Origin of the sequence: Spiroplasma endosymbiont of Polydrusus pterygomalis, from assembly GCF_964030635.1 — a bacterium.
Classification (GTDB): Bacteria; Bacillota_I; Bacilli_A; order Mycoplasmatales; family Mycoplasmataceae; genus Spiroplasma.
Window position 1 is genome coordinate 927,893 of the sequence record NZ_OZ034909.1, and the last position, 20,502, is coordinate 948,394.

26 protein-coding genes are annotated in these 20,502 nt (G+C 25.0%); 13 read left to right on the forward strand and 13 right to left on the reverse strand.

Annotated features, from left to right (window positions below; all coding sequences use genetic code 4):
- On the forward strand, window positions 1–180 hold the full coding sequence (locus tag ACQH23_RS06040) for a hypothetical protein (RefSeq protein ID WP_425377639.1): 180 nt from the start codon (window positions 1–3) through the stop codon (window positions 178–180).
- A 25-nt stretch (window positions 181–205) separates the two neighbouring features.
- On the opposite strand, the gene ACQH23_RS06045 is transcribed toward ACQH23_RS06040, so the two are convergent.
- The 6 genes from ACQH23_RS06045 to ACQH23_RS06070 all read right to left on the reverse strand — a co-directional run bounded on the left by ACQH23_RS06045 (window position 206) and on the right by ACQH23_RS06070 (window position 5,115).
- On the reverse strand, window positions 206–538 hold the full coding sequence (locus tag ACQH23_RS06045) for a hypothetical protein (protein WP_425377640.1): 333 nt from the start codon (window positions 536–538) through the stop codon (window positions 206–208).
- An 87-nt stretch (window positions 539–625) separates the two neighbouring features.
- Window positions 626–1,279, reverse strand: coding sequence for a hypothetical protein (locus ACQH23_RS06050; protein ID WP_425377641.1), 654 nt, complete (start codon window positions 1,277–1,279; stop codon window positions 626–628).
- A 15-nt stretch (window positions 1,280–1,294) separates the two neighbouring features.
- Complete coding sequence (locus ACQH23_RS06055) at window positions 1,295–2,317, reverse strand: hypothetical protein (RefSeq protein WP_425377642.1); 1,023 nt, start codon at window positions 2,315–2,317, stop codon at window positions 1,295–1,297.
- A complete protein-coding gene (locus tag ACQH23_RS06060) occupies window positions 2,307–3,224 on the reverse strand; it encodes a hypothetical protein (protein WP_425377643.1) in 918 nt (305 codons plus the stop codon). The genes ACQH23_RS06055 and ACQH23_RS06060 overlap by 11 nt, the downstream gene beginning before the upstream one ends.
- Window positions 3,225–3,230: 6 nt before the next feature.
- Window positions 3,231–4,637 (reverse strand): hypothetical protein, encoded by a 1,407-nt coding sequence (locus ACQH23_RS06065; protein ID WP_425377644.1) that lies wholly within the window; start codon window positions 4,635–4,637, stop codon window positions 3,231–3,233.
- A 16-nt stretch (window positions 4,638–4,653) separates the two neighbouring features.
- Complete coding sequence (locus ACQH23_RS06070) at window positions 4,654–5,115, reverse strand: hypothetical protein (RefSeq protein ID WP_425377645.1); 462 nt, start codon at window positions 5,113–5,115, stop codon at window positions 4,654–4,656.
- A 314-nt stretch (window positions 5,116–5,429) separates the two neighbouring features.
- Between ACQH23_RS06070 and ACQH23_RS06075 the strand changes: the two genes are divergently transcribed.
- Window positions 5,430–6,674: a hypothetical protein gene (locus tag ACQH23_RS06075; protein ID WP_425377646.1), complete on the forward strand. Its 1,245-nt coding sequence runs from the start codon at window positions 5,430–5,432 to the stop codon at window positions 6,672–6,674.
- A 55-nt stretch (window positions 6,675–6,729) separates the two neighbouring features.
- A complete protein-coding gene (locus ACQH23_RS06080) occupies window positions 6,730–7,143 on the forward strand; it encodes a lipoprotein (RefSeq protein ID WP_425377647.1) in 414 nt (137 codons plus the stop codon).
- Window positions 7,144–7,501: 358 nt separating this feature from the next.
- Here ACQH23_RS06080 and ACQH23_RS06085 read toward each other — a convergent pair whose 3' ends face one another.
- From ACQH23_RS06085 to ACQH23_RS06105, 5 genes are read right to left on the reverse strand one after another with little or no spacing between them, the layout of a single operon-like run.
- On the reverse strand, window positions 7,502–10,135 hold the full coding sequence (locus ACQH23_RS06085; protein ID WP_425377648.1) for a hypothetical protein: 2,634 nt from the start codon (window positions 10,133–10,135) through the stop codon (window positions 7,502–7,504).
- Window positions 10,136–10,138: 3 nt separating this feature from the next.
- On the reverse strand, window positions 10,139–11,530 hold the full coding sequence (locus ACQH23_RS06090; RefSeq protein ID WP_425377649.1) for a hypothetical protein: 1,392 nt from the start codon (window positions 11,528–11,530) through the stop codon (window positions 10,139–10,141).
- Window positions 11,523–11,801, reverse strand: a complete 279-nt coding sequence (locus ACQH23_RS06095) for a hypothetical protein (protein WP_253301740.1) — start codon at window positions 11,799–11,801, stop codon at window positions 11,523–11,525. Before ACQH23_RS06095 ends, ACQH23_RS06090 begins: the two co-directional genes overlap by 8 nt.
- A complete protein-coding gene (locus ACQH23_RS06100) occupies window positions 11,801–13,261 on the reverse strand; it encodes a PBSX family phage terminase large subunit (protein ID WP_425377650.1) in 1,461 nt (486 codons plus the stop codon). The genes ACQH23_RS06095 and ACQH23_RS06100 overlap by 1 nt, the downstream gene beginning before the upstream one ends.
- Complete coding sequence (locus ACQH23_RS06105; RefSeq protein WP_425377651.1) at window positions 13,254–13,652, reverse strand: hypothetical protein; 399 nt, start codon at window positions 13,650–13,652, stop codon at window positions 13,254–13,256. The genes ACQH23_RS06100 and ACQH23_RS06105 overlap by 8 nt, the downstream gene beginning before the upstream one ends.
- Before the next feature lie 302 nt (window positions 13,653–13,954).
- On the opposite strand from ACQH23_RS06105, the gene ACQH23_RS06110 reads away from it, so the two are divergent.
- The 10 genes from ACQH23_RS06110 to ACQH23_RS06155 all read left to right on the forward strand — a co-directional run bounded on the left by ACQH23_RS06110 (window position 13,955) and on the right by ACQH23_RS06155 (window position 19,400).
- Entirely contained in the window at window positions 13,955–14,935 is a 981-nt protein-coding gene (locus tag ACQH23_RS06110; protein WP_425377652.1) for an IS30 family transposase, read from the forward strand.
- A 484-nt stretch (window positions 14,936–15,419) separates the two neighbouring features.
- Window positions 15,420–15,659, forward strand: coding sequence for a hypothetical protein (locus ACQH23_RS06115; RefSeq protein WP_338955090.1), 240 nt, complete (start codon window positions 15,420–15,422; stop codon window positions 15,657–15,659).
- Between the two features lie 516 nt (window positions 15,660–16,175).
- On the forward strand, window positions 16,176–16,493 hold the full coding sequence (locus ACQH23_RS06120) for a hypothetical protein (RefSeq protein WP_425377632.1): 318 nt from the start codon (window positions 16,176–16,178) through the stop codon (window positions 16,491–16,493).
- Window positions 16,494–16,502: 9 nt separating this feature from the next.
- Complete coding sequence (locus ACQH23_RS06125; RefSeq protein WP_425377633.1) at window positions 16,503–16,670, forward strand: hypothetical protein; 168 nt, start codon at window positions 16,503–16,505, stop codon at window positions 16,668–16,670.
- A gap of 13 nt (window positions 16,671–16,683) precedes the next feature.
- On the forward strand, window positions 16,684–16,974 hold the full coding sequence (locus tag ACQH23_RS06130) for a hypothetical protein (protein WP_425377634.1): 291 nt from the start codon (window positions 16,684–16,686) through the stop codon (window positions 16,972–16,974).
- Window positions 16,967–17,113 (forward strand): hypothetical protein, encoded by a 147-nt coding sequence (locus tag ACQH23_RS06135; protein WP_425377635.1) that lies wholly within the window; start codon window positions 16,967–16,969, stop codon window positions 17,111–17,113. Before ACQH23_RS06130 ends, ACQH23_RS06135 begins: the two co-directional genes overlap by 8 nt.
- Before the next feature lie 2 nt (window positions 17,114–17,115).
- Window positions 17,116–17,892 carry a hypothetical protein gene (locus tag ACQH23_RS06140; RefSeq protein ID WP_425377636.1) on the forward strand — a complete coding sequence of 259 codons (777 nt, stop codon included), beginning with the start codon at window positions 17,116–17,118 and terminating at the stop codon, window positions 17,890–17,892.
- A gap of 2 nt (window positions 17,893–17,894) precedes the next feature.
- Complete coding sequence (locus ACQH23_RS06145) at window positions 17,895–18,761, forward strand: recombinase RecT (RefSeq protein WP_425377637.1); 867 nt, start codon at window positions 17,895–17,897, stop codon at window positions 18,759–18,761.
- Window positions 18,746–19,216 (forward strand): hypothetical protein, encoded by a 471-nt coding sequence (locus tag ACQH23_RS06150; protein ID WP_425377638.1) that lies wholly within the window; start codon window positions 18,746–18,748, stop codon window positions 19,214–19,216. The genes ACQH23_RS06145 and ACQH23_RS06150 overlap by 16 nt, the downstream gene beginning before the upstream one ends.
- A gap of 4 nt (window positions 19,217–19,220) precedes the next feature.
- On the forward strand, window positions 19,221–19,400 hold the full coding sequence (locus ACQH23_RS06155) for a hypothetical protein (RefSeq protein WP_425377639.1): 180 nt from the start codon (window positions 19,221–19,223) through the stop codon (window positions 19,398–19,400).
- A 25-nt stretch (window positions 19,401–19,425) separates the two neighbouring features.
- Here ACQH23_RS06155 and ACQH23_RS06160 read toward each other — a convergent pair whose 3' ends face one another.
- Together ACQH23_RS06160 and ACQH23_RS06165 are read right to left on the reverse strand one after the other, a co-directional pair.
- Window positions 19,426–19,758 (reverse strand): hypothetical protein, encoded by a 333-nt coding sequence (locus ACQH23_RS06160; RefSeq protein WP_425377640.1) that lies wholly within the window; start codon window positions 19,756–19,758, stop codon window positions 19,426–19,428.
- An 87-nt stretch (window positions 19,759–19,845) separates the two neighbouring features.
- The gene (locus ACQH23_RS06165) at window positions 19,846–20,499 is read right to left on the reverse strand and encodes a hypothetical protein (RefSeq protein WP_425377641.1); all 654 of its coding nucleotides are present in this window, start codon (window positions 20,497–20,499) and stop codon (window positions 19,846–19,848) included.
- Window positions 20,500–20,502 lie beyond the last annotated feature (3 nt).

Consider the following 20,502-nt stretch of genomic DNA (forward strand, 5'->3'; position numbering starts at 1 on the left):
ATGAAAGAATCATATAATCAAAAAACAGGAAAATATTATTCTTGTAAAATTCGAAATGTTAATATTTACTTAAATAAAAATGAAGAAAAAATTTGAAATAAATTATCTAACTTTGATACTTATTCACAACGAATAGAATATCTTATTAATTTTTATATAAGTCACAACAAAGAAAAATAAAAAATAACCTTAATTGGTTATTTTTTTAAATACTATTTGTTAGTTGTCTAATAGCATCTTTTTGTGCTTGTTTTTTGTCGTTTACTTTAACTTGTTTTTTAACATTTTTAATTTGACCTGTTTTAAGGGCTAATTCTGTTGCATAATCAGGTCCTCGTAAATGTTTTTCGTGGGCAATAACAGCCGTTCTCAATTCTCTAAGTTCTGCTTTATATTTTTTAATTTTTTTAGCAGATAATCCAAGAATACCAAGACTACCCATTCCACCAGCACCAGCTAACACAAGTAAAGCAATCATTAATGTTTCATTCATGTTTTTGTTTCCTTTCTTATCCTTACTCAAACAGTGGCCATCCATTCTTTCAGAACAAAATAATTTATAAATTAAGCTATATAACCACCCAAAATATCTACCACCCCTATATATAGTCTATTTTAATAAAATTTAATTATTAGTTTCATAATTATTATTTATATTTAATTTTTTGTTATTTTCTTCTTGTTTTTGTTTTTTAATATTTTCGTTTTGTATATTTTTAAATATTTCTTCTGTTATACCATCTAAATTATTTCATTGTTTTGCTATTCTTGGTTGAATAACACGCGGATTAATCCGACAATCTAAACAATGTCTTAAATGGTCTTTTTTTCATTTTAATTTATCAATTAAAATAATAATTAAAGAAATTATTAAAGTAATTAAAGGTAAAATTGTAAATAATAATCCCATTTTAGATAATTTTAATCGTGGAATATCAATTTTCATATCTACTTTTGGTTTACTACTAGCAACAAATATACCCTGAATTCCATGTGTAAATAAAGGTGTTAATAAAATGGCAATACCATTGCCTCAATATTGACCATAATTATATCAATCAATTTTTCCTTTAATTGCATCAATCATTCCATATTCCAATCAACAATTTAATGCTAAAAATATTAAAGTATAAAAACTAACTACTCAACTCCTAATTTTATATTTTCTTTCTCATTCTCTAATATCTTTATGAGTTCAATTATAAGTTGGAATAGGATCTTTTTTAAATCAATTTCAAGGTAATGCACCCTTTAATCAAGTTGTTTTATCTTGCTTCATTAATTAAACCCCTTTCTAACTTACTTTTTTTCTTTCAATGTGTAAATCAGAAAGTGTTCCATCTGTCCCACCAGTACGTATAGCAATAATTCCATCACCTTCTAATTCTACACGATGAGAAAAAACGTTTCCTAATTCAAATGAACCAACAGTTATTTTTCCCTCAAAATTTTTGTATGTTGATAAATAATAATGATTTTGATTACTTGTTTTAATTCAAATATTGTATTTATAATTTTCTTTGTTTCAATTTTGTATTTCATAATCAAACCTTGTATTATCTAAATCACTGGTATCAACAATTTCTCAATCTGAAATATTTGTTTTTCAAACCCCATTATCATAATAAATCGTATCATTATCAAACGGAACAACAAGTTTAATATATTCATTATAATCAATTTTACTATAATCGATAATTGTTGGATGAGTAATATTAATAGTGTTATCAGTTTGAACGCGTTCTTTTAAATAAAATAATAAACTGTCATAAAATGTTTTTTTCGTAATATATTTATATTCTTCTTCTCAAGGATGAGCATAATTCCCTAAATGATAATTATATGGTCTCGTAACTGTTTTACTAGATATAATATCAATTATTTCACCAGCTAATTTTAAAGCATTTTTAACATCACGAGTAATATTTTCATTTGCTTCAGGGTCATTAGTTTGTGAATAAGCAACTCCACCTTGTGAAAATGAAGCACTACCAGTTAAATCATTAACTCCTTTTGGCAAATATCAATTCATAACTGCTAATAAACAAGCAGATTGAATATAACTTAATCATTTATCATATTCAATTAAACCAGTATTATCTTTTTTAACTCAGGGAAATAAATCTTTTTTATTTATTTTATCTGAAATTGTCCCACCTGATAATCTATCCATTCATAAACTAGTTTTTAAAATAGCATTATAAATTAAATTATCATTATAAGCAGATTGCTTACGGTCATTAATAGGTTGTCAAAGTTTACTTTCTTTAACATCTTCAACTGTTATAAATAACAAATTACTTAAATTACTTTCCATATAATACACCCCTTAATTGATTTCGATATTTATTTCTTAAATTAGATAGTTTATAACCATTAACTTTTCTTTGTACTTTTTTAATTTTTTTAATAGTTTGATTAGTTTTATAAAACATACTTTTAACTGGTGTTTTATATAAATTATTAATATTTTTAACATCACTTTTTCGCTCTCGATATCATTTTTTATTATTAATTTCACCAGCAAAATTGAAATTAAAGTGTCCAATCTTTAAATTATTAATAAACCTTTTAATTTGTTGTAATTTTTGAATATGTGGTAATGTTAATTTGATATTTCCTTTTGGGTATTTTTCTTTTAATTCTTTTGGTAATCGTTTTTTAATATAATCTCTTAAATGACTAGGTAATCATTTTCTTAATCAATAACGCCAAAATAAAGTTCCTGCATTAGATACAGCATTACTTAATAATTTTCAAATTTCAACTGGAACACTAGGATAAACATATGGACCATAAAACTTCGGGTGTTTTGCTGTTTTTGTATATATTAAAATAGTTAAATTACCTGTTAAAGTTAACTTATTTGTTATATTAAACATACCACTATTAAGCCAACTACTATTTAAAGGTTGTCAATTAGTGTTTAGATAATTTTCTTTTTTAAATTGTTCTCTATTTTTAATATTGTTATCTTTTTCTAATTTACTTAATATTTGTTGAATTTCTTTTTTATGACCTTTTTTAATTAAATTTAAATAAGTAAATGGATTTAATCATTGATAAATATCTTCAATTTTATTTGTAATCTTTTGAAAAGGATTAGCATAATATGAAGCAAACTTATTAACCTTATTAATTAAATTAACAAACTTATTTATTAAAGGTTTATTTCCTAAATTTTCTGTTAATAAAGTTAAAATTCGTAATATTAATAAATTCATTGTTTATTAAGAATTTTTAATTACTACTTCAATTGACTTTGTTTTACCAGTTGCTTTGTTTTTACCTTCAATTAAAACTTCAACAATTTTATCATTTGTAATATCAATTGGTCAGTCTTCACCTTTAGGATTAATAGAATAATCAAAATCATTTTCAGTTAAAGAACTATCTACAGTTTTAACTGCTTTTAAAACAACGTCTTTAAATTGTGGTTTTAATCATCCATCACTAACATCTTTGGGATCTGGTAAATTAATGATTGGTTTATCTAATTTATTTATTTTACTAATATCTATTTTAGCAACATCTGGTGTTAAAATTACATTAGATTTTGTTGTATTTATTGGTGTAGAAATTTCATAATCAACCGGCACTCTAAATGTTTTATTTAAATTACTTTTAGCAGTATTTATTTCTTCTTGTGTTGGTTCTTTTTCTAAAATAATCTTACATGTTTTTGGATATAAAATTGTTGGTGTTGCATATTGTACTTTACCAATTCATTTAGGGTTAGCAGTATCATTATCTAAAACTTGTTGAATAGTATCCATATTAATTGGATATGCTCATACTTGTTTATTAATAAGTAAACCATTTATATTAGTAAAATTATAACCTTTATCTCGGTTAACTTGTCCTTTTGTATATGTTTTTTCTAAATGAAAACTTTTTGATACCGGAATACCCATTGCGGTATTTTCATATAATTCACCGTTAACCATTGCTTTTAATTGAGCTTGTGAACCAATTACTTTTAAATAAGCAGGTGTTAATCCTAAATAGGATCTTCGTCCTAAAACCATAAACATTTTATCGGTTGGTAAACCAAAATATAAATTACTAATTTGATTTGTTAATTCAATCAAAGTTTCATTTAATGTAAAGAATGCTTTATTTGCATCATCAGCATTATCTGCTGTATAACCACGAAATGGAATTACTTCATATTGACCATCTGCTAAACAATAATCATAAATAGCCTGAATTAATTCACATTCTAAATTAACAAATTTATTCTGTACAACACTAGCAATAGCATCAGCAATAACACCATTTTTAATATTTTGTTCTATCATTGCTAAGTCAAATGCTTCATTCATTAATTTTAAATTAAATCTTTTATTAATAGGCACCGGAATTCTTGTTAATCCCATTGTTTGAGTTGCCCCACCATTTGGTAATGAATAATCATCTTGTCATACCACACGATGAGTTAAATTATATAATGCTTGTCCTGCATTAGGTAATCAAGCAACTTGTTCAGCAGTTGCAGTTGCATATTGCATAATACTTGCATGCTCATTCATTAATGGTCCTCTTAGCATAGCGTTAACCATATCAACATAGGCTTTTTGACCTGTTGTATTACCTTGTAATGTAAAATGTACTTGCGGCAAATTAATTGTTGCCATAATATTCACTCCCTTATTATCTAAGGTTTTTAAGTGTATAATCAGTTAATTTCTTAATTTCTTCTGGAGTATATGCTCCTTTTTCTTTAATAGTTTCAATTTCATCATTTTTATTTTCAACCGAATTTTCAATCATATCTTTAATTAAATTAGTTGGTGAAACTGATGGTTGTTCTTCGACAAACAAATCAGGTTTTAATTCTTTTAAAGTTTGCATTTTTTCAAATAAAGAACTACCACTAACTTTTTCTAAATTAGTTTTAATATCTTCAATTTTAGTAGATGGAACATCTTTAAAGGCTTTTAATTCATCTAATTCATTAGATAATTTAATAAAGTCTTCTTTTGATATAACATCTTCGCGTTTTTGCACACTTTCTCTAATTTGCTTTGCTTCATTATTAAACTGATTTAAGATATTTTCTGCAATTTCTTCACTTAAACCTTGTTCGATTAATTGTTCTTTTATAAGTGCCATTTTATAAACTCCTCTTTTTTTATCCTTGTCCGATTAACAAGTCAGCGTAACTCTTTTTTACGGAAAAAGATTAAACCTATGCCTTCATTATATACTATTATTTTACTAATACAATACTTTTTATACATAAAATACTAAACTTAATATATTTTATTACTATTTTAGGTCTTAAAACGCGTAATAATAGCTTTTTAACAAGATAAAAGCCTTTAAAATAATTACCAATTTTGCTTGTATATATATATATATATATATACAATGAGGATAGATCTTGATAAAAAAGTTTCAAGATTAAGAAAAGGAGAAAAACAAGTATGAAAAAATTACTTAGTTTATTAAGTGTGTTAACAATTGGAGGAAGTGCTGTACCAACAACAATTGCCGCTAGCCCTTATCAAAAAAAAGAGAAATTAAATATAATTAAGAGAGAAATTAAAACAGATATTTATTTTAGTTGTTCTGGAGACAAAATTTTTACAAAAGGAAGAATAACTGGAATTTTTAATCCAAACTCTTGAGAAAGAATTATTCACAACTATCAAAAAAATAACCCATATCAATATGATTATATTTTTAAAAGTTTAATTGAAAAACATAAAAATCGCGGAGTTCAAAGCGAATATGTAGGAGAAATTAATGATGGAAATTGTGATGACTTACCAGAAACTTTAATTGCTCGACCTATTTTTAATTCTTGAAATCAAATTAATGATGTTTGACAGAAAAGCAACAGACAAAAAAGAATAAAAATTACAGTTGCTTGTAATGTATTTAGTAATTCTTATTATTTAGAATCTGTTAATATTATAGATGATGGTGCTATATATGAAAATAATTATATTAATAATTTTAATAATGATTTTAATAATTCAAGACAAAAAAGATCAACAAATAATAGCAATAATATTATTAACTTAGAATTAATTGAAGACAATAATAACGTTAGTATTTTAAATAAAATTAAATATTTATATCCTAAATTAGATATTTCTCAATTTGAAATTATTAATAAAAGTGAATATTCGGGTTTTACTGAAAGTTTTTCAGCTGAATTAGTTGTAAAAAATAACAGTAATGTTTATTCTGCAGGACTTAGTAAAAAACTAATTTTTAATACTAAAACTAAAATTAATGAAATTAAAAATAAAATAATTAATGACCCATTATTTAAACAATGAAAATCCCATATAGACAATTGAAAAAATAATTTGAATTCATCAAGTGAATGAAAAGAAACAGCCAAAGGATATATTCGAGATTTATCTATTATTTTAAGAATAATAAACAATACATCTAAGATAGAAGAATTAAATAAAACTGTTAAAGGAATAAAAGAAAGTATTGATACTTTAACAAATATGATTAATAAATTAGATAATAAAATACAAAATTTAGAAAATTCTAACTCTGATTCTAGTCTTGATTGATGTCAAAATGTTGGTTGAGGGGTTTCTGTAGCCGCTGGCGCTTCAGCATTTACAGGAATAGGTGAAATAATTTCAATTATTGCAGGATCAGTTGCGGTTTTGTGCGGAGTAATTGATACATTATCATCTTAAAAATTAAATTTTATTATTGTTTATAATTTATATTTAATGGAAATAATTATTTAAAATGAAAAAAATATTAAGTCTTTTAGGAGTAATCACTTTAATCGGAACAAGTACAACAATTTTAGTTGCTTGTAATACACCAGATAATGAAAATAAGAAAAAAATAACAAAAAAAGAACCCGAAAATCCTAATATAAATCACAATTTACCAAAGTCGCCATTAGGTAATTGAAAACTAGTTAATGGTTTTATTAATGAAAAACAAGATGATAATAATAAAAATTATTATTTTGGAATTATTAATAACGGAAGTGGTTGAGAAACTATAACTTGAAGTGGGAAACAAATAGATTGAAAATATCAATATAAAAATATTTATCGATGAGAGGGCGACGGTTTACCAGAAACACCAACAATAAATGGAAATACTGGGGAAATTACGAATTGAAATGAAAGAAAAGAAATTAAAAAATAATTTCTTTTTTTGTTTATGTAAATTGCATTATAAAATATAGGACATAATTATTTGTGACACAAAAGTAGGATCATTAATATTCCCTTGTAAATTGTGTAAATTAAAATGTGGTGGTTTATTAGTTGTATAATGCAATTTTAATTTACAATTTAAGATATTAACAATAAAAGTTGATATTTTATAAAAATTATAAATAAAAATAACCAGACAAACTAAAAAATAAATAAATTTACTAAAGCCACTAGTTATTAGACAATTTATAAATTAATTAATAAGCAAATTAAATTTGATTTATTTCACTTACAAAATTCATTTTTTTGCTTCTTGCTATCCAATTAAAAACCCCATAGTTTTTTTATTATTTTCAATTTTTAATTTCCCCAGTATTTCCATTTATTGTTGGTGTTTCTGGTAAACCGTCGCCCTCTCATCGATAAATATTTTTATATTGATATTTTCAATCTATTTGTTTCCCACTTCAAGTTATAGTTTCTCAACCACTTCCGTTATTAATAATTCCAAAATAATAATTTTTATTATTATCATCTTGTTTTTCATTAATAAAACCATTAACTAGTTTTCAATTACCTAATGGCGGAACTGGCGGCAAAACATATTCAGGATAATTAAATGTTGGTATTTCATAGTCATGTGGTAATAAAAAACTAGTTTTATAATTAGTTGTCATATCGCGTAAATAATTATTTAATACGCTTTTTGTTTTACCACGAAAACTTCATACTGATAAGCGTAAATAATCTTCTTCATTATTGGTATATGGGTTATCAGCATAAAAGATAATTTCAAAATTACCTTTATATAATGCTTGTATTGAAAACATATCAATAATATAACTACAATTTGTCCCATCTGGTGTTTGTAAGAATTCACAATCATTATCTTCTTCACTATAACTAACTGGTGTTTGAGCATCTACTACTGTTGTAAGTTCATTAATTAAATAAACTCGGTTAGTTTTTTCGTTTAATTGTTTTAGATTATATGTTGAATAAACTATATTATTTGTTGGTTTACCATCCTTAGTTAAAACAGTACTTACTAATTTATCAGTTAATAAAGTGGTAAACCCGAAGCTAGTGGCATTTGCTCCAAAAATAGCACCAACTTTATCATTACCTTGTTCTCTAAATATTTCAAATGGTAAATAGCATTTACCTTTTGAGTTTTCAGACCAAAAAGCATCATTATAAAAACTATAAATATTAGCACTCATAAAGCCATTAAGTCATTGAAAATTAGGTCAAGTTTTTTCATCTTGATTAATAACTCAGCCCCAAGGAATACCAAACGAAATAAAGTTTAAGAATTTACCAACTCCGCCTGGTATCGTAAAAGGATTAAAAACTAACTTTTGTGTATAGTTTAAAGGTAATATTGTTATTTGACGGTTAATAAAATTATTCATATTTAAAATATCTCAAACATTACATGCACCCATTTTATTATATTCAATTTGAACACTACCAACAGTATTACCAAATTCATCTTTTCTTCTAAAATATGATGATGCTTGGGTACTAATAATATTATCAACCTTACCACCCTTTACCTCTATTTGACTTGGTGGCGTTATTTTTCAATTTTTAGACCAATAAAATTTAGAGTCATTATTTTCTTCATTAATAGTTGTTCCAACAACGGGATTAGTTGCTGTTGAACTTGCATTATCTGTTATAACAATACCTTCACTATTTTTTTGTTTTCAAAAGTCATATCTACTTTCCATATCTTTTTTTCAATTTTCATAACCGGTTATCATTGTTGGTTGAATCCCTTGAATGTTATATCAACTTACTTCTGGTGATGCATAAGTATTTACTTTATCAGGCGGACACGGATACATGTTATACATTAATAAATCTCGTGAATTCATTACTTTTGGATTAAATTGACCTTTAATAATTGGCCGGCCAATAACGGGCATATCAAAAAAGATCGGATTACCATAAAATTTAACTGCCATTGCTCTAACACCGGGGTCTTTTAATAACATATCATCTAATTCAACAATACCTTTATTTGTTTTCTCATCATAAGTTATTTTAGGAAAACAATAACCTTCCCCAGGTGCTGATGTTTGAATAAATTGTCGTACTGATAAACCACTATTACTAATTTTGTCATTAATACTTGAAAAGGTAATTTCTTGTCATAAAAAACTACCATCTCATGGTGAATAATAATTAATAACATTTGATGGATATAATCATTGTCTATCTTGGGGAGCAATATTTATATTGCCACCACCAATATTTAATCCATGGTCATTAAAAACCGTATAAAAGTTATAATAATCATTAATATTTAATTTATCTGCATCTTCATCTAAAATTAATAAAGTATATTGTCTTTCAGTTGATTGCTGAGTAAATACTTGTTCAAATTTAGCTTCACCAAATTGAATCGAACTTCTATCATCAATCATATAAGCATCTCAATGTTTACCAACTTTAACTTCTTTTGTATAAAAATTATCAGCTTTATTATCATTATTAATAAAATAACTTAATTTATATTGCTTTAAGTATGCTAACATTCTATTAATATCATAAATATTTTCCCCATCAATTAATTTTCAATAAACATTATTATTTTCATCTTTTAATTTTATCGCGAAAGGTGTTTCGTTATTGGCTCATATAGTTGAATTAATTGATTGTTTACTAAAATCATCAATTGTTAAGATATTAATTTCTTCACCTTTATGTTTTTGAACTATTTTTAAACTATCTTGTCATTGAGCAATCGTACTTTCCATATTATCAAATATTCTTGAATAACTACCATAATCACTAGGCTTTGCGTTATTGGGTTTTCAACCTGTTTCAGTATCAGGAATATATGAACTATAAACATTAAAAGGAAATACCATTCAATGTCTATTATCTTTTATATTTTCTCTTATATCTATTAAAGTATCGTGGGCTTGTCTTCTTAGTTCTTCGATAACTCCTGGGTTAATTCTACTCATTTTTTAATTCTCCTTTATTTCTGTTCTACCTTGCAAGGTATTTTGATTATTACCAGTTTCATCATATTCTAGTAATTTATTATTATGTTCGATTTCTTTGGCTTGCATTTTATTTTGTCATGCTTCTACTTTCTCAAAATATTTTGTTGCTTCTAATTCATCAATATTGTCATATTCAGTTATAGCTCTTATTGGTTCCATTGTGCCATTATCTAATCTAGCAGTAATTAATTCATTTTGTCGCATTTGGTCAACTAAACTAGCACTAATAAAATCAAAACCATAAGGTCGTTCACCAATACCATCTCATAAACCATAATATTTTAAAACAGTATCAAACATCTTAGTATAATATTGCTTACGATATGCTTGTAAATATGCTTGTTTTTCTAAGTCTTTTGTTTTAGTTAATAATGACTGTGTTTTATTCTGGTCATTATCTGATTTATCACCAAATGGACTAGAAAAATGACATGCTAAATATACTTGCTCAATAATTGATTTTTGATCTTCGGTATATGTTTCTAATGTTGGTGCACCTTGTACTACTTGTAAAGATTGTGATGATGTCCCATCTGCTGCCGTTTGACCTGATTGAATGAAAATATCATCAAATACATCTTGTAATGCTTTTTTATTTCCCATATTGTAAGCATTCATTAAACCATCATCTAATACCCCATATCAGTGCGTACGATTAGCTCATCGTTCTTTTGATTTAATATTAAAACTATCTTCTAAATCAAATTGTAATTTATAACAATTTGCCATCGTAGGTCATGGATTTAATGTAGTTGAAGTTGATAAGAACAACGGATTAGGTTCATTAATCATTTCTCAAAAAGGTACTATACCTAATTTATTTTTAAATTCTTGAACTAAAATAGGTCTAACATCATCTTTAATTTGTGTTTTACTTTGTCCAACAACTACCTCATTATTTTTTGGTCAACCTTTAATAACTATTTTATCTTTGGTACAAATTAAATTTAAAATAAAACCACTGTCTGATTGATGATAATTTAATCAAATGTCGGCCCCTTGTTCAATTTCATTTATTTTACTTACACGTGATGTAAAGTTAAAAGGATTAATTCATAAATCAATATTACCATCACTAGTTTCTAATAAACCAAAAATATTTTTACCCATTAAACTTGCTGTTAATTCGTTTTTATCTAACTTTTCTTTTATTTTATAATTTTCATATCATCAATTTAATTTTTCTAAAATGTCTTTACGATGAGACTTAAATAAAATATCTTTACCATTTATTAATCGCATTTGATGACGAGCAATAATATTTGCTAAATTAATTGTTCAATCATAATTATAAAATTTTAAAACACTATTAATATCACTTAAGTTTGGTAAACTAGGGAAAGTATTATTCATGGTTATTTTGCTCCTTTAATTTTAAGATAAGTGCATAATTAATAATATTTACTGTTAATAAATTTGGCTCATTTGCTAAAACTTGAACACATACTTTAACTTTTTGATATTTTTTAATATATTCGTTATATAAATTTAATTTACATATTGCGATATTATCTTTTTTTAATTCTTGACAAAGTCTTTTTTTAACTTGTCCACAAACAGACATATAAGGTCTTTTTGCATTTATTACACGTTCATCATGGATTACATAAATATCTTTTTTCATTAAGTTATTCACTCCCTTTGTTGTCATAATTTATAATCTGCTGAATTATTATGTTTAACCATTGGTATTAATTCAAAATGTAAAGCATAAAAATCACTATCAAATGTATCATCATATAAGTCTAACATTCGTTCTTCTCTGGCATCTGGTTTATCTTCTCATTGAATTAATTCATATTGGGTTTTACTGACAGGACATTTTTCTCATAATCATTTTAATTGGTTTGTATTTATTAACATTGTAAATGCTTCAATCCGATGTCTTATTTTAAATTTCTGTTTTTGTGCTGGTTTAAATGTCATATATTGCCCAAAAGTATAATTATATTTTTCTCTATTTAAACTTTGTAATGTTGAATATGCACTATCATCAACATTTATTGATATACCTTGTTGTATTAAATTAAAATATTGATTTAATTGATTGTTATAAAACTCTAAAATATCTTTTACTTGTTCTAACTCTGTTTTAAATTGGTGTGTAGCATTTGAATGCGTATACTCAGAAGCTTTATAAGCTTTTTTATCAAATGAATTATATAGTCAAAAACTAGCTGATGTTGTATGTCCCTTAGGACTGGTCGCGTTAGCAATATCAACACCACCTAATAATTTCGTTGGTTGAATAATATCTGTTGCTTGCATAATATCAATATATCTTGCAAAAATTGAACCACTAGTATTACCGGGCAATCCTCAACTCCATACTCTTGCTCTTTCAATATCTAATTGTTCTAATCTTAATTGTTCATTAACTTTATCTTGTGGTAATTTATAATTAAGTCTTCAACTAGAATAATGAATAATAATTTTCATATTTCATTTTTCAATATATTTAATTTGTTCATATTTACTACGCATTATTTCTTCATTAAAAGATAATAATTCATTACAATAACCAACAATATATCTTTTTAAACTTTCAGGATTACACGTATTAATTGTTATTTTATTTTGATAACCACGAATAGCAAACTCTAAATCACTTAAATCTTTTTGTTGAAATTGGTCACATTCTTCTCTTCAATCAATTACTAATTTATACTTATTCAAATCAGCAAAGGCTTTTAATTTTTCTTTTCGACTTGGTGAATGTAAACCTTTACAATATATTTTGCTACCATTTGATAAAGTAAAAGTAAAATTTGATAAATTAATACTATAAGGAATATTATTTTCATCTAACATATTTCATATATTTTGAAATACACTATCTTTTAAATCTTTACTCCAATACATACTAGCAATTATACAAATTGGTTCTTTAATTAATAAACTAATTTTTAATAATTCACCAAACATTTTAATATTTGATATAGTCTTACCGCTATATCGTGTTCCAATTTGATTAATTTCATTAACTAATTCATATTTCTTAACAAATGGATATTTATTACCAATATTACTATTTTGTAATAACCAATAAGGCGTTTCTAATAAATAAGTAAAATGATTAAGCATTATTTTCAGTTTCTTTTTTAATATCTCTAATATCCGTTTGTAAATTAACAATTATTGGTTGTTGATTATTTAAGTTTAATTCTTTTTCAAGTTCTTTTTCTTGCAGTGAATATTTATAATTAAATGCACGCTGTCAATATAACCTAGTACCTTCTGGCGTTTTAACCATTTGTTTAATAAGCTCACTTTCTATTTTATCAACTTGTTTTTCAAGTAAAGGAACTATCTTCTCGCTCGCGTAACTATCATATCTTCACTTGCGAGAAAGATTTAATTTATTGGTTAAATCATTCAAAGTATAGGGGATATTAGGTGATTTATCACGTCAAAACTGCTCTATTTTACGATAAAATGTTCGTAAACTTGCTGTTTTTGGATTAAATTCTTTCATTTTTACTCCTTTTTGCATACTAAAATTGCTATTATTTAATGAATATGATTAAATAAAAGAGTAATTAATAACTATAAAATGTAACAAAGAACCATCGCGGTTCTTTTTTATTATTTATATTTTACATCAAAATAAAAAAAAGTAAAGTAATTTACTTTTTATTTTAGTATACAAGCATAAAGAGATACAAATTCGATACTTGTTACATTATAATAATATATCTTTAAAATTATTTGTCAATACCTTTTTTTAAAAATTCGTGTATAAATGAATTTAAACAAAAGAAATGGATGTACAAATATATGCAAGATTATACACATGTAAAATTTGACGAACGAAGATTTATTAAGGATTTATTGTTATCTGATAGTTGCAAAAAGAAAAATGGAACGATTAATTTATCTGAAATATCAAGGCAAACGGGAAGAGATATTAATACTGTTAAAAGAGAAATTAATAGATTTAAAAATATAGAAGATTATGATGTTGGTAAAGCACATAATGATTATTTAAAAAAACGAAAAAAATCTATTAAAAAGCCCCCCAAATTCACAGAAGAACAAAAAGAATGACTAAATTTACGATTTAATATTCTTCATAATTCACCAGCACAAATTATTCATCGATATTTTATAAAGTTTGGTGTTAAATTTCCTGCTTGTGTTAAAACTTTTTATAAATGAATTGACTTAAAATTATTCGGTTTAAATAAACAAAATTTACGCCATCATGGTAAAAAATATAAGAAAAAGGGGGAATATGATAATCGTGGTAAATTAAATAATTTTAAATCAATATTAGATATTGAAAATAAGCAATCTAATGTTGGCTGATTTGAAATGGATACCGTAGTTGGAAAAGACCATCAATCTAGTTGTTTAGTTTTAGTAGAACAATCAAGTAAAAATTACTTTGTAATGAAATTAAAAAATAATACCGCTAATGAGGTTTTAACAAAATTTAAAGATATGATTGTAAGTAATAATTTAATGGGTAAAATGAAAGGAATAATAACAGACCGTGGGAAAGAATTTAGTAAATGAAGAGAAATGGAAATATTTGCTGAAACACAAGTTTATTTTTGTGACCCTGCTTCACCACAACAAAAACCATTAATTGAATATATGAATGGTGAATTTAGACATTGATTTAAAAAAGGAACTGATTTTAATAATGTTAGTCAACAAAAAATAGATTGAGTAGTTGATGTTATAAATGATAAACTTCGACCGTGTTTAAACTGAGTAAGTGCAAAAGAAATATTTTTACAAAATATTAAGTAAATTTTTATTAATTAAATTTAATAAATTATTTTTTAGTGTGTCAAAATATGTTCAAAATAATAACAATTTATAAATAATTTATTTTTTTTAAAAAATAGTTGCATTTATTTTAAATAATGTTATTATCAATTTAACAAGAGATACAAATTTGGAGCTTGTATCTACACAATGCCAAAGGCATCGTGTACGATGAACCTCCAAAAAACAACTCTTGTTAAATAAAAAGGGTTGTTTTTTTATTTGTAAACCCATAATTATTAATTAATTCAGAGAAAGGGCAGCATCTTAAATTCTTAAAATAGAAACTTTTTATCGCAACTTTTTCGTTAACTTAAAGTTGTTTACACATTTATTAAATATCTTATAAATCATTACAAAGTGTACCTTTTTTTTCTCCTAATTTAAGGTGTTGTCCTTTCTCTGTTTTAGTTAATTAATTTGGCTAATAAATAAAAAAACTTAATATCAAAGAAAGGAGTAAGTAATGGAAATTAATACGCAACAAACAATCTGTGATGTTGATAATTGCTATAAATCAATATCATTCATTACCGAAGAATTTTTATCAAATAAAGTTTTATGAACTTGTGATAAACACAAAGATTTATTAAATCGTACAAAAGATAAGAAACAAAAGCGATTTTATCAAAAAATAGAAAATTCAAAAATTATCTTTGATTGAGAAACTGGTTATTTTAAACTTTGATTTTATAAAACAACTTAATGCAGTGTGGGACGGTTATTTTAAATAACTAAGTGCTTCCATAAGAACATGAGTTTAAGCTCATTTCCACAGCCAGCCGAGGCAAGTACTGAAATAGTGTATGAGGAAATATGTAAATCGGCGCTGGTTATATTTAAACTAAGCGATAGTCGTGATAAGTGCAAGGTCAACATCGAACGACAATAAAAATAGAGATGGCCACTTTATAAATAAATTTGCGATATATATTGTCCCATCGAGGATGGCAGCGGTTCTACAAACCACAACGCCAGCACCAGGCTCTTCAAGGTGCAAGTGAATTTATTTTAAAAACTGAACGTTTTGACCTGAAATGGTGCGGATGAAGAGAGAGAATTCTCTGGCTTTACCTCATAAAAACAACTGTCTATTATCTAATAATAAACAAATATTAAATATATTATCGCCACCGCTCACCCCTAGTGAAGCGGATGGCGTAGTAAATAAATAGATAAATACTTATATAACTAATTCTCGCTTTGGCACTTTCACTTGGGAGTGAGTGCCAGCAAATTAAAAATAGGAGGAAATATAATGGAATATAAAAGTTTGTATATTAATAAAACTTGAAATGAAATAACAACATTATTTGATTGAGTGAATTGTCAACCTGTTAATTGTCGTATTTCTCATCATAAAAATCATTATGATTTACAGTGTTTAGAATGAGCAAAAATGTACTTAAATTTATTTGAAGATAAATGAGACGTTATTGCTTCTTATATGCAACATTACAAAATTAACGATATTTTAGATTTAGCATCAGATGGTTGAAAAATATTACAAATTGAGAAAAAAATCAATCAAATAATTTAGGATTTTTATATGAAAAAGTTAAATAAAATTTGTCTTAAACAAAGATATTGAGGTTATTGTTTTCATAAAGAATGCAATAAAGAAAATAAATTGAATGAATTAATGCTTAAAAGTTATTCAGTATCGCAAGAAGATATTACGGATGAACATTTAGCATTAAACAATAAAAATAATTAGGAGGAATAAGAAAATGTCATATTGTATTAGTGATTACTTAAATGAAAAATGAATTAATAATAACGCATTAAAAATTAGTAATAAAGATATTATTTATGCACAAATTGATAGTGACTATGATATGAGTTGAGAATTAAATTTATATCTTAAATTTGGTAATGAAGAGCGACATGTAGGTAATATTTCATTGCCAAAAGATTTTGATTTAAATTTAAAATGATATGAAATTGATGAGGTTAAAGGTTTAATAGATGATTATTTAGAAGATGAAGAAGCAGACTACGAAGTGATAAATTATGAATAATATGTGAAAAGATGAAAGTGGTTATGTTTATAGCGAAGAAGATTTATTTAATATCGCATTAGAAGAATGTTGTTCAGAAGAGACTGCTTACGAATATATTGATAATTTAATTATGGATATGAATTTGGAGGAAATTTAATTATGGCAGATTTAAAGTTAAATAATCAAATTAAAAATATTACCTATCCATTTTATTTAAAAGGTAATGATTTTAAAGAATTAAGTTTAAAAGCATTACCGATTAAAAATTGAATTGATAATCACGGTAAAGAATTAGCAGAGTTTATCTATCGTCATCTTAATCATTATGCATTAAATGGTTATCAAGATATACATTTAAAAGATATACCCAGTGCTATTAGTAAAATTGATTTTGTTTTTAGAGAACCATTAGAATTAATAAAAGATTTTAAAGATGAATTAAATCGAATTAGAGTTAATATTATTAATTTAGAAAAAGTACTTCAAAATAATAAAATTGAAATTAAAAATAGCCTAATACAAGTTCAATACTTAAAACAACAACAGTTTATTCAAACTAAAAAACAAGAACAAGAAAATAGGGTTGAATATGCTAATAACTTAACGCCTGATATGGGGTTAGACATGGACCAAATTGAAGATGAACAAGTTCGTGTTATGGAAGATGTAGCAAAAATAGAACAAGATTTAGAAAAAACTACTAGTAAATTTCGGAAAGAAAAAATATTAATTAAAGATATTGATATTTTGGGTGTTAATGATGATTTTTTACAAAATGCTGATAAATTAGAACTTATTAATTTAATTAAAAATTATTTAATTGTTGATGAACAAATTGTTAAAAACGAAATTAAAAAACAATGAGATAGTAATAAAAACATTAATACTATTGGTGTTAATGGAATTAAATTCAAAATAAATAAAGGAGAGAAATAATTATGAATAATCAAATGGGAATAAAAGAATTAGTAGCAACAGCAGTTAAAGCATATGAATTAAATGTTAATGCTAAATATTTACAAGAAAATTTAATTTCTTTACAAGAACTAAAATTAAAAAATAATCAAAGTTATATGAATTTAGTGGGTAATGCTGATAATGGAAAAATTACAGCCTTAGGAATTATTAATTTAAGTAATAAAGGTTTAATATTCGGAAAAGATTTTAATATTATTCCATTTAAAAATAAATTAACAACTATTATTGATAGTAGTGTGTTTCAAAAAAGAATGGAACAAGAAAATTGAATGTTAAAACGAGGAATTATTTATAAAAGTGAAAAATTTGTATGAGATACCGATTTACAAAAACCAAAATTACATGAAATAGATTTTATGACAAATACCAGTCAATATGAAAATATTATTGGTGCTTATGCTTTTGGAATTAATCGTTTAACTGGTGAAACAAAAGGAATTTTATTAAGAAAAGCCGATATTGACCGTTTAAAAAATAGTAGTCCAAGTGGAAATAGTGAATATTCGCCTTGAAATAAATGACCAAAAGAAATGGTTGAAGCAAAATTATATCGTAAATTAGCCCAAGAATTAGGTGTAGATATTACTGACATTGATTTAGATGAAAAAGAAATTAAAGAAGATGGTAATTTTGATTATATACCTTTTAATGATATTACTGTCGCCAAAAATAAGGGGCATATGAGCGATGAACCCTTATCAAACAATATAAATACCTCATCTTATATAGAAATAGCGGATACAAACAATAATGTAGTTAAAGAAGAAGATATCTCTAATGTAGTACCAACAGTTAATAATAATGATGAAGAATGAGCAACTTGATAAAAATAGGTATTGACCCATCAGGGACTGGTACTACTGCTATCGTTACTTTTAAAGATAATAAATTAATTGATAAATCCGAATATACACATTATGATTGAATTACACAACCCGATATTATTTTAGATGTATTAAGACCAGATGCAATTATTAATATTGAAGATTGTTTATATACATCTGCTAATGCAAGTAAAGATAGGGATGATTTATTAAAAGTAATTGGAACAGTTAAATACAATACAAAAAAAGTGCACAATATTAATTGAGTATCACCAAAACATACTAAATCAATTGTTAAAAATATGGAAAATTTAAGTAAATATAATGATAGTTGTATATGAGAATTTGATAAAGATAGTAATTTAATTTATCAATATGGTAAAGGTTGAAAATATAATAATGATAAGATAAGTAATCATTTACGAGATGCCATTATTATTGCTAATTATGAGGTTTAATATTATGAAAGAATCATATAATCAAAAAACAGGAAAATATTATTCTTGTAAAATTCGAAATGTTAATATTTACTTAAATAAAAATGAAGAAAAAATTTGAAATAAATTATCTAACTTTGATACTTATTCACAACGAATAGAATATCTTATTAATTTTTATATAAGTCACAACAAAGAAAAATAAAAAATAACCTTAATTGGTTATTTTTTTAAATACTATTTGTTAGTTGTCTAATAGCATCTTTTTGTGCTTGTTTTTTGTCGTTTACTTTAACTTGTTTTTTAACATTTTTAATTTGACCTGTTTTAAGGGCTAATTCTGTTGCATAATCAGGTCCTCGTAAATGTTTTTCGTGGGCAATAACAGCCGTTCTCAATTCTCTAAGTTCTGCTTTATATTTTTTAATTTTTTTAGCAGATAATCCAAGAATACCAAGACTACCCATTCCACCAGCACCAGCTAACACAAGTAAAGCAATCATTAATGTTTCATTCATGTTTTTGTTTCCTTTCTTATCCTTACTCAAACAGTGGCCATCCATTCTTTCAGAACAAAATAATTTATAAATTAAGCTATATAACCACCCAAAATATCTACCACCCCTATATATAGTCTATTTTAATAAAATTTAATTATTAGTTTCATAATTATTATTTATATTTAATTTTTTGTTATTTTCTTCTTGTTTTTGTTTTTTAATATTTTCGTTTTGTATATTTTTAAATATTTCTTCTGTTATACCATCTAAATTATTTCATTGTTTTGCTATTCTTGGTTGAATAACACGCGGATTAATCCGACAATCTAAACAATGTCTTAAATGGTCTTTTTTTCATTTTAATTTATCAATTAAAATAATAATTAAAGAAATTATTAAAGTAATTAAAGGTAAAATTGTAAATAATAATCCCATTTTAGATAATTTTAATCGTGGAATATCAATTTTCATATCTACTTTTGGTTTACTACTAGCAACAAATATACCCTGAATTCCATGTGTAAATAAAGGTGTTAATAAAATGGCAATACCATTGCCTCAATATTGACCATAATTATATCAATCAATTTTTCCTTTAATTGCATCAATCATTCCATATTCCAATCAACAATTTAATGCTAAAAATATTAAAGTATAAAAACTAACTACTCAACTCCTAATTTTATATTTTCTTTCTCATTCTCTAATATCTTTATGAGTTCAATTATAAGTTGGAATAGGATCTTTTTTAAATCAATTTCAAGGTAATGCACCCTTTAATCAAGTTGTTTTATCTTGCTTCATTAA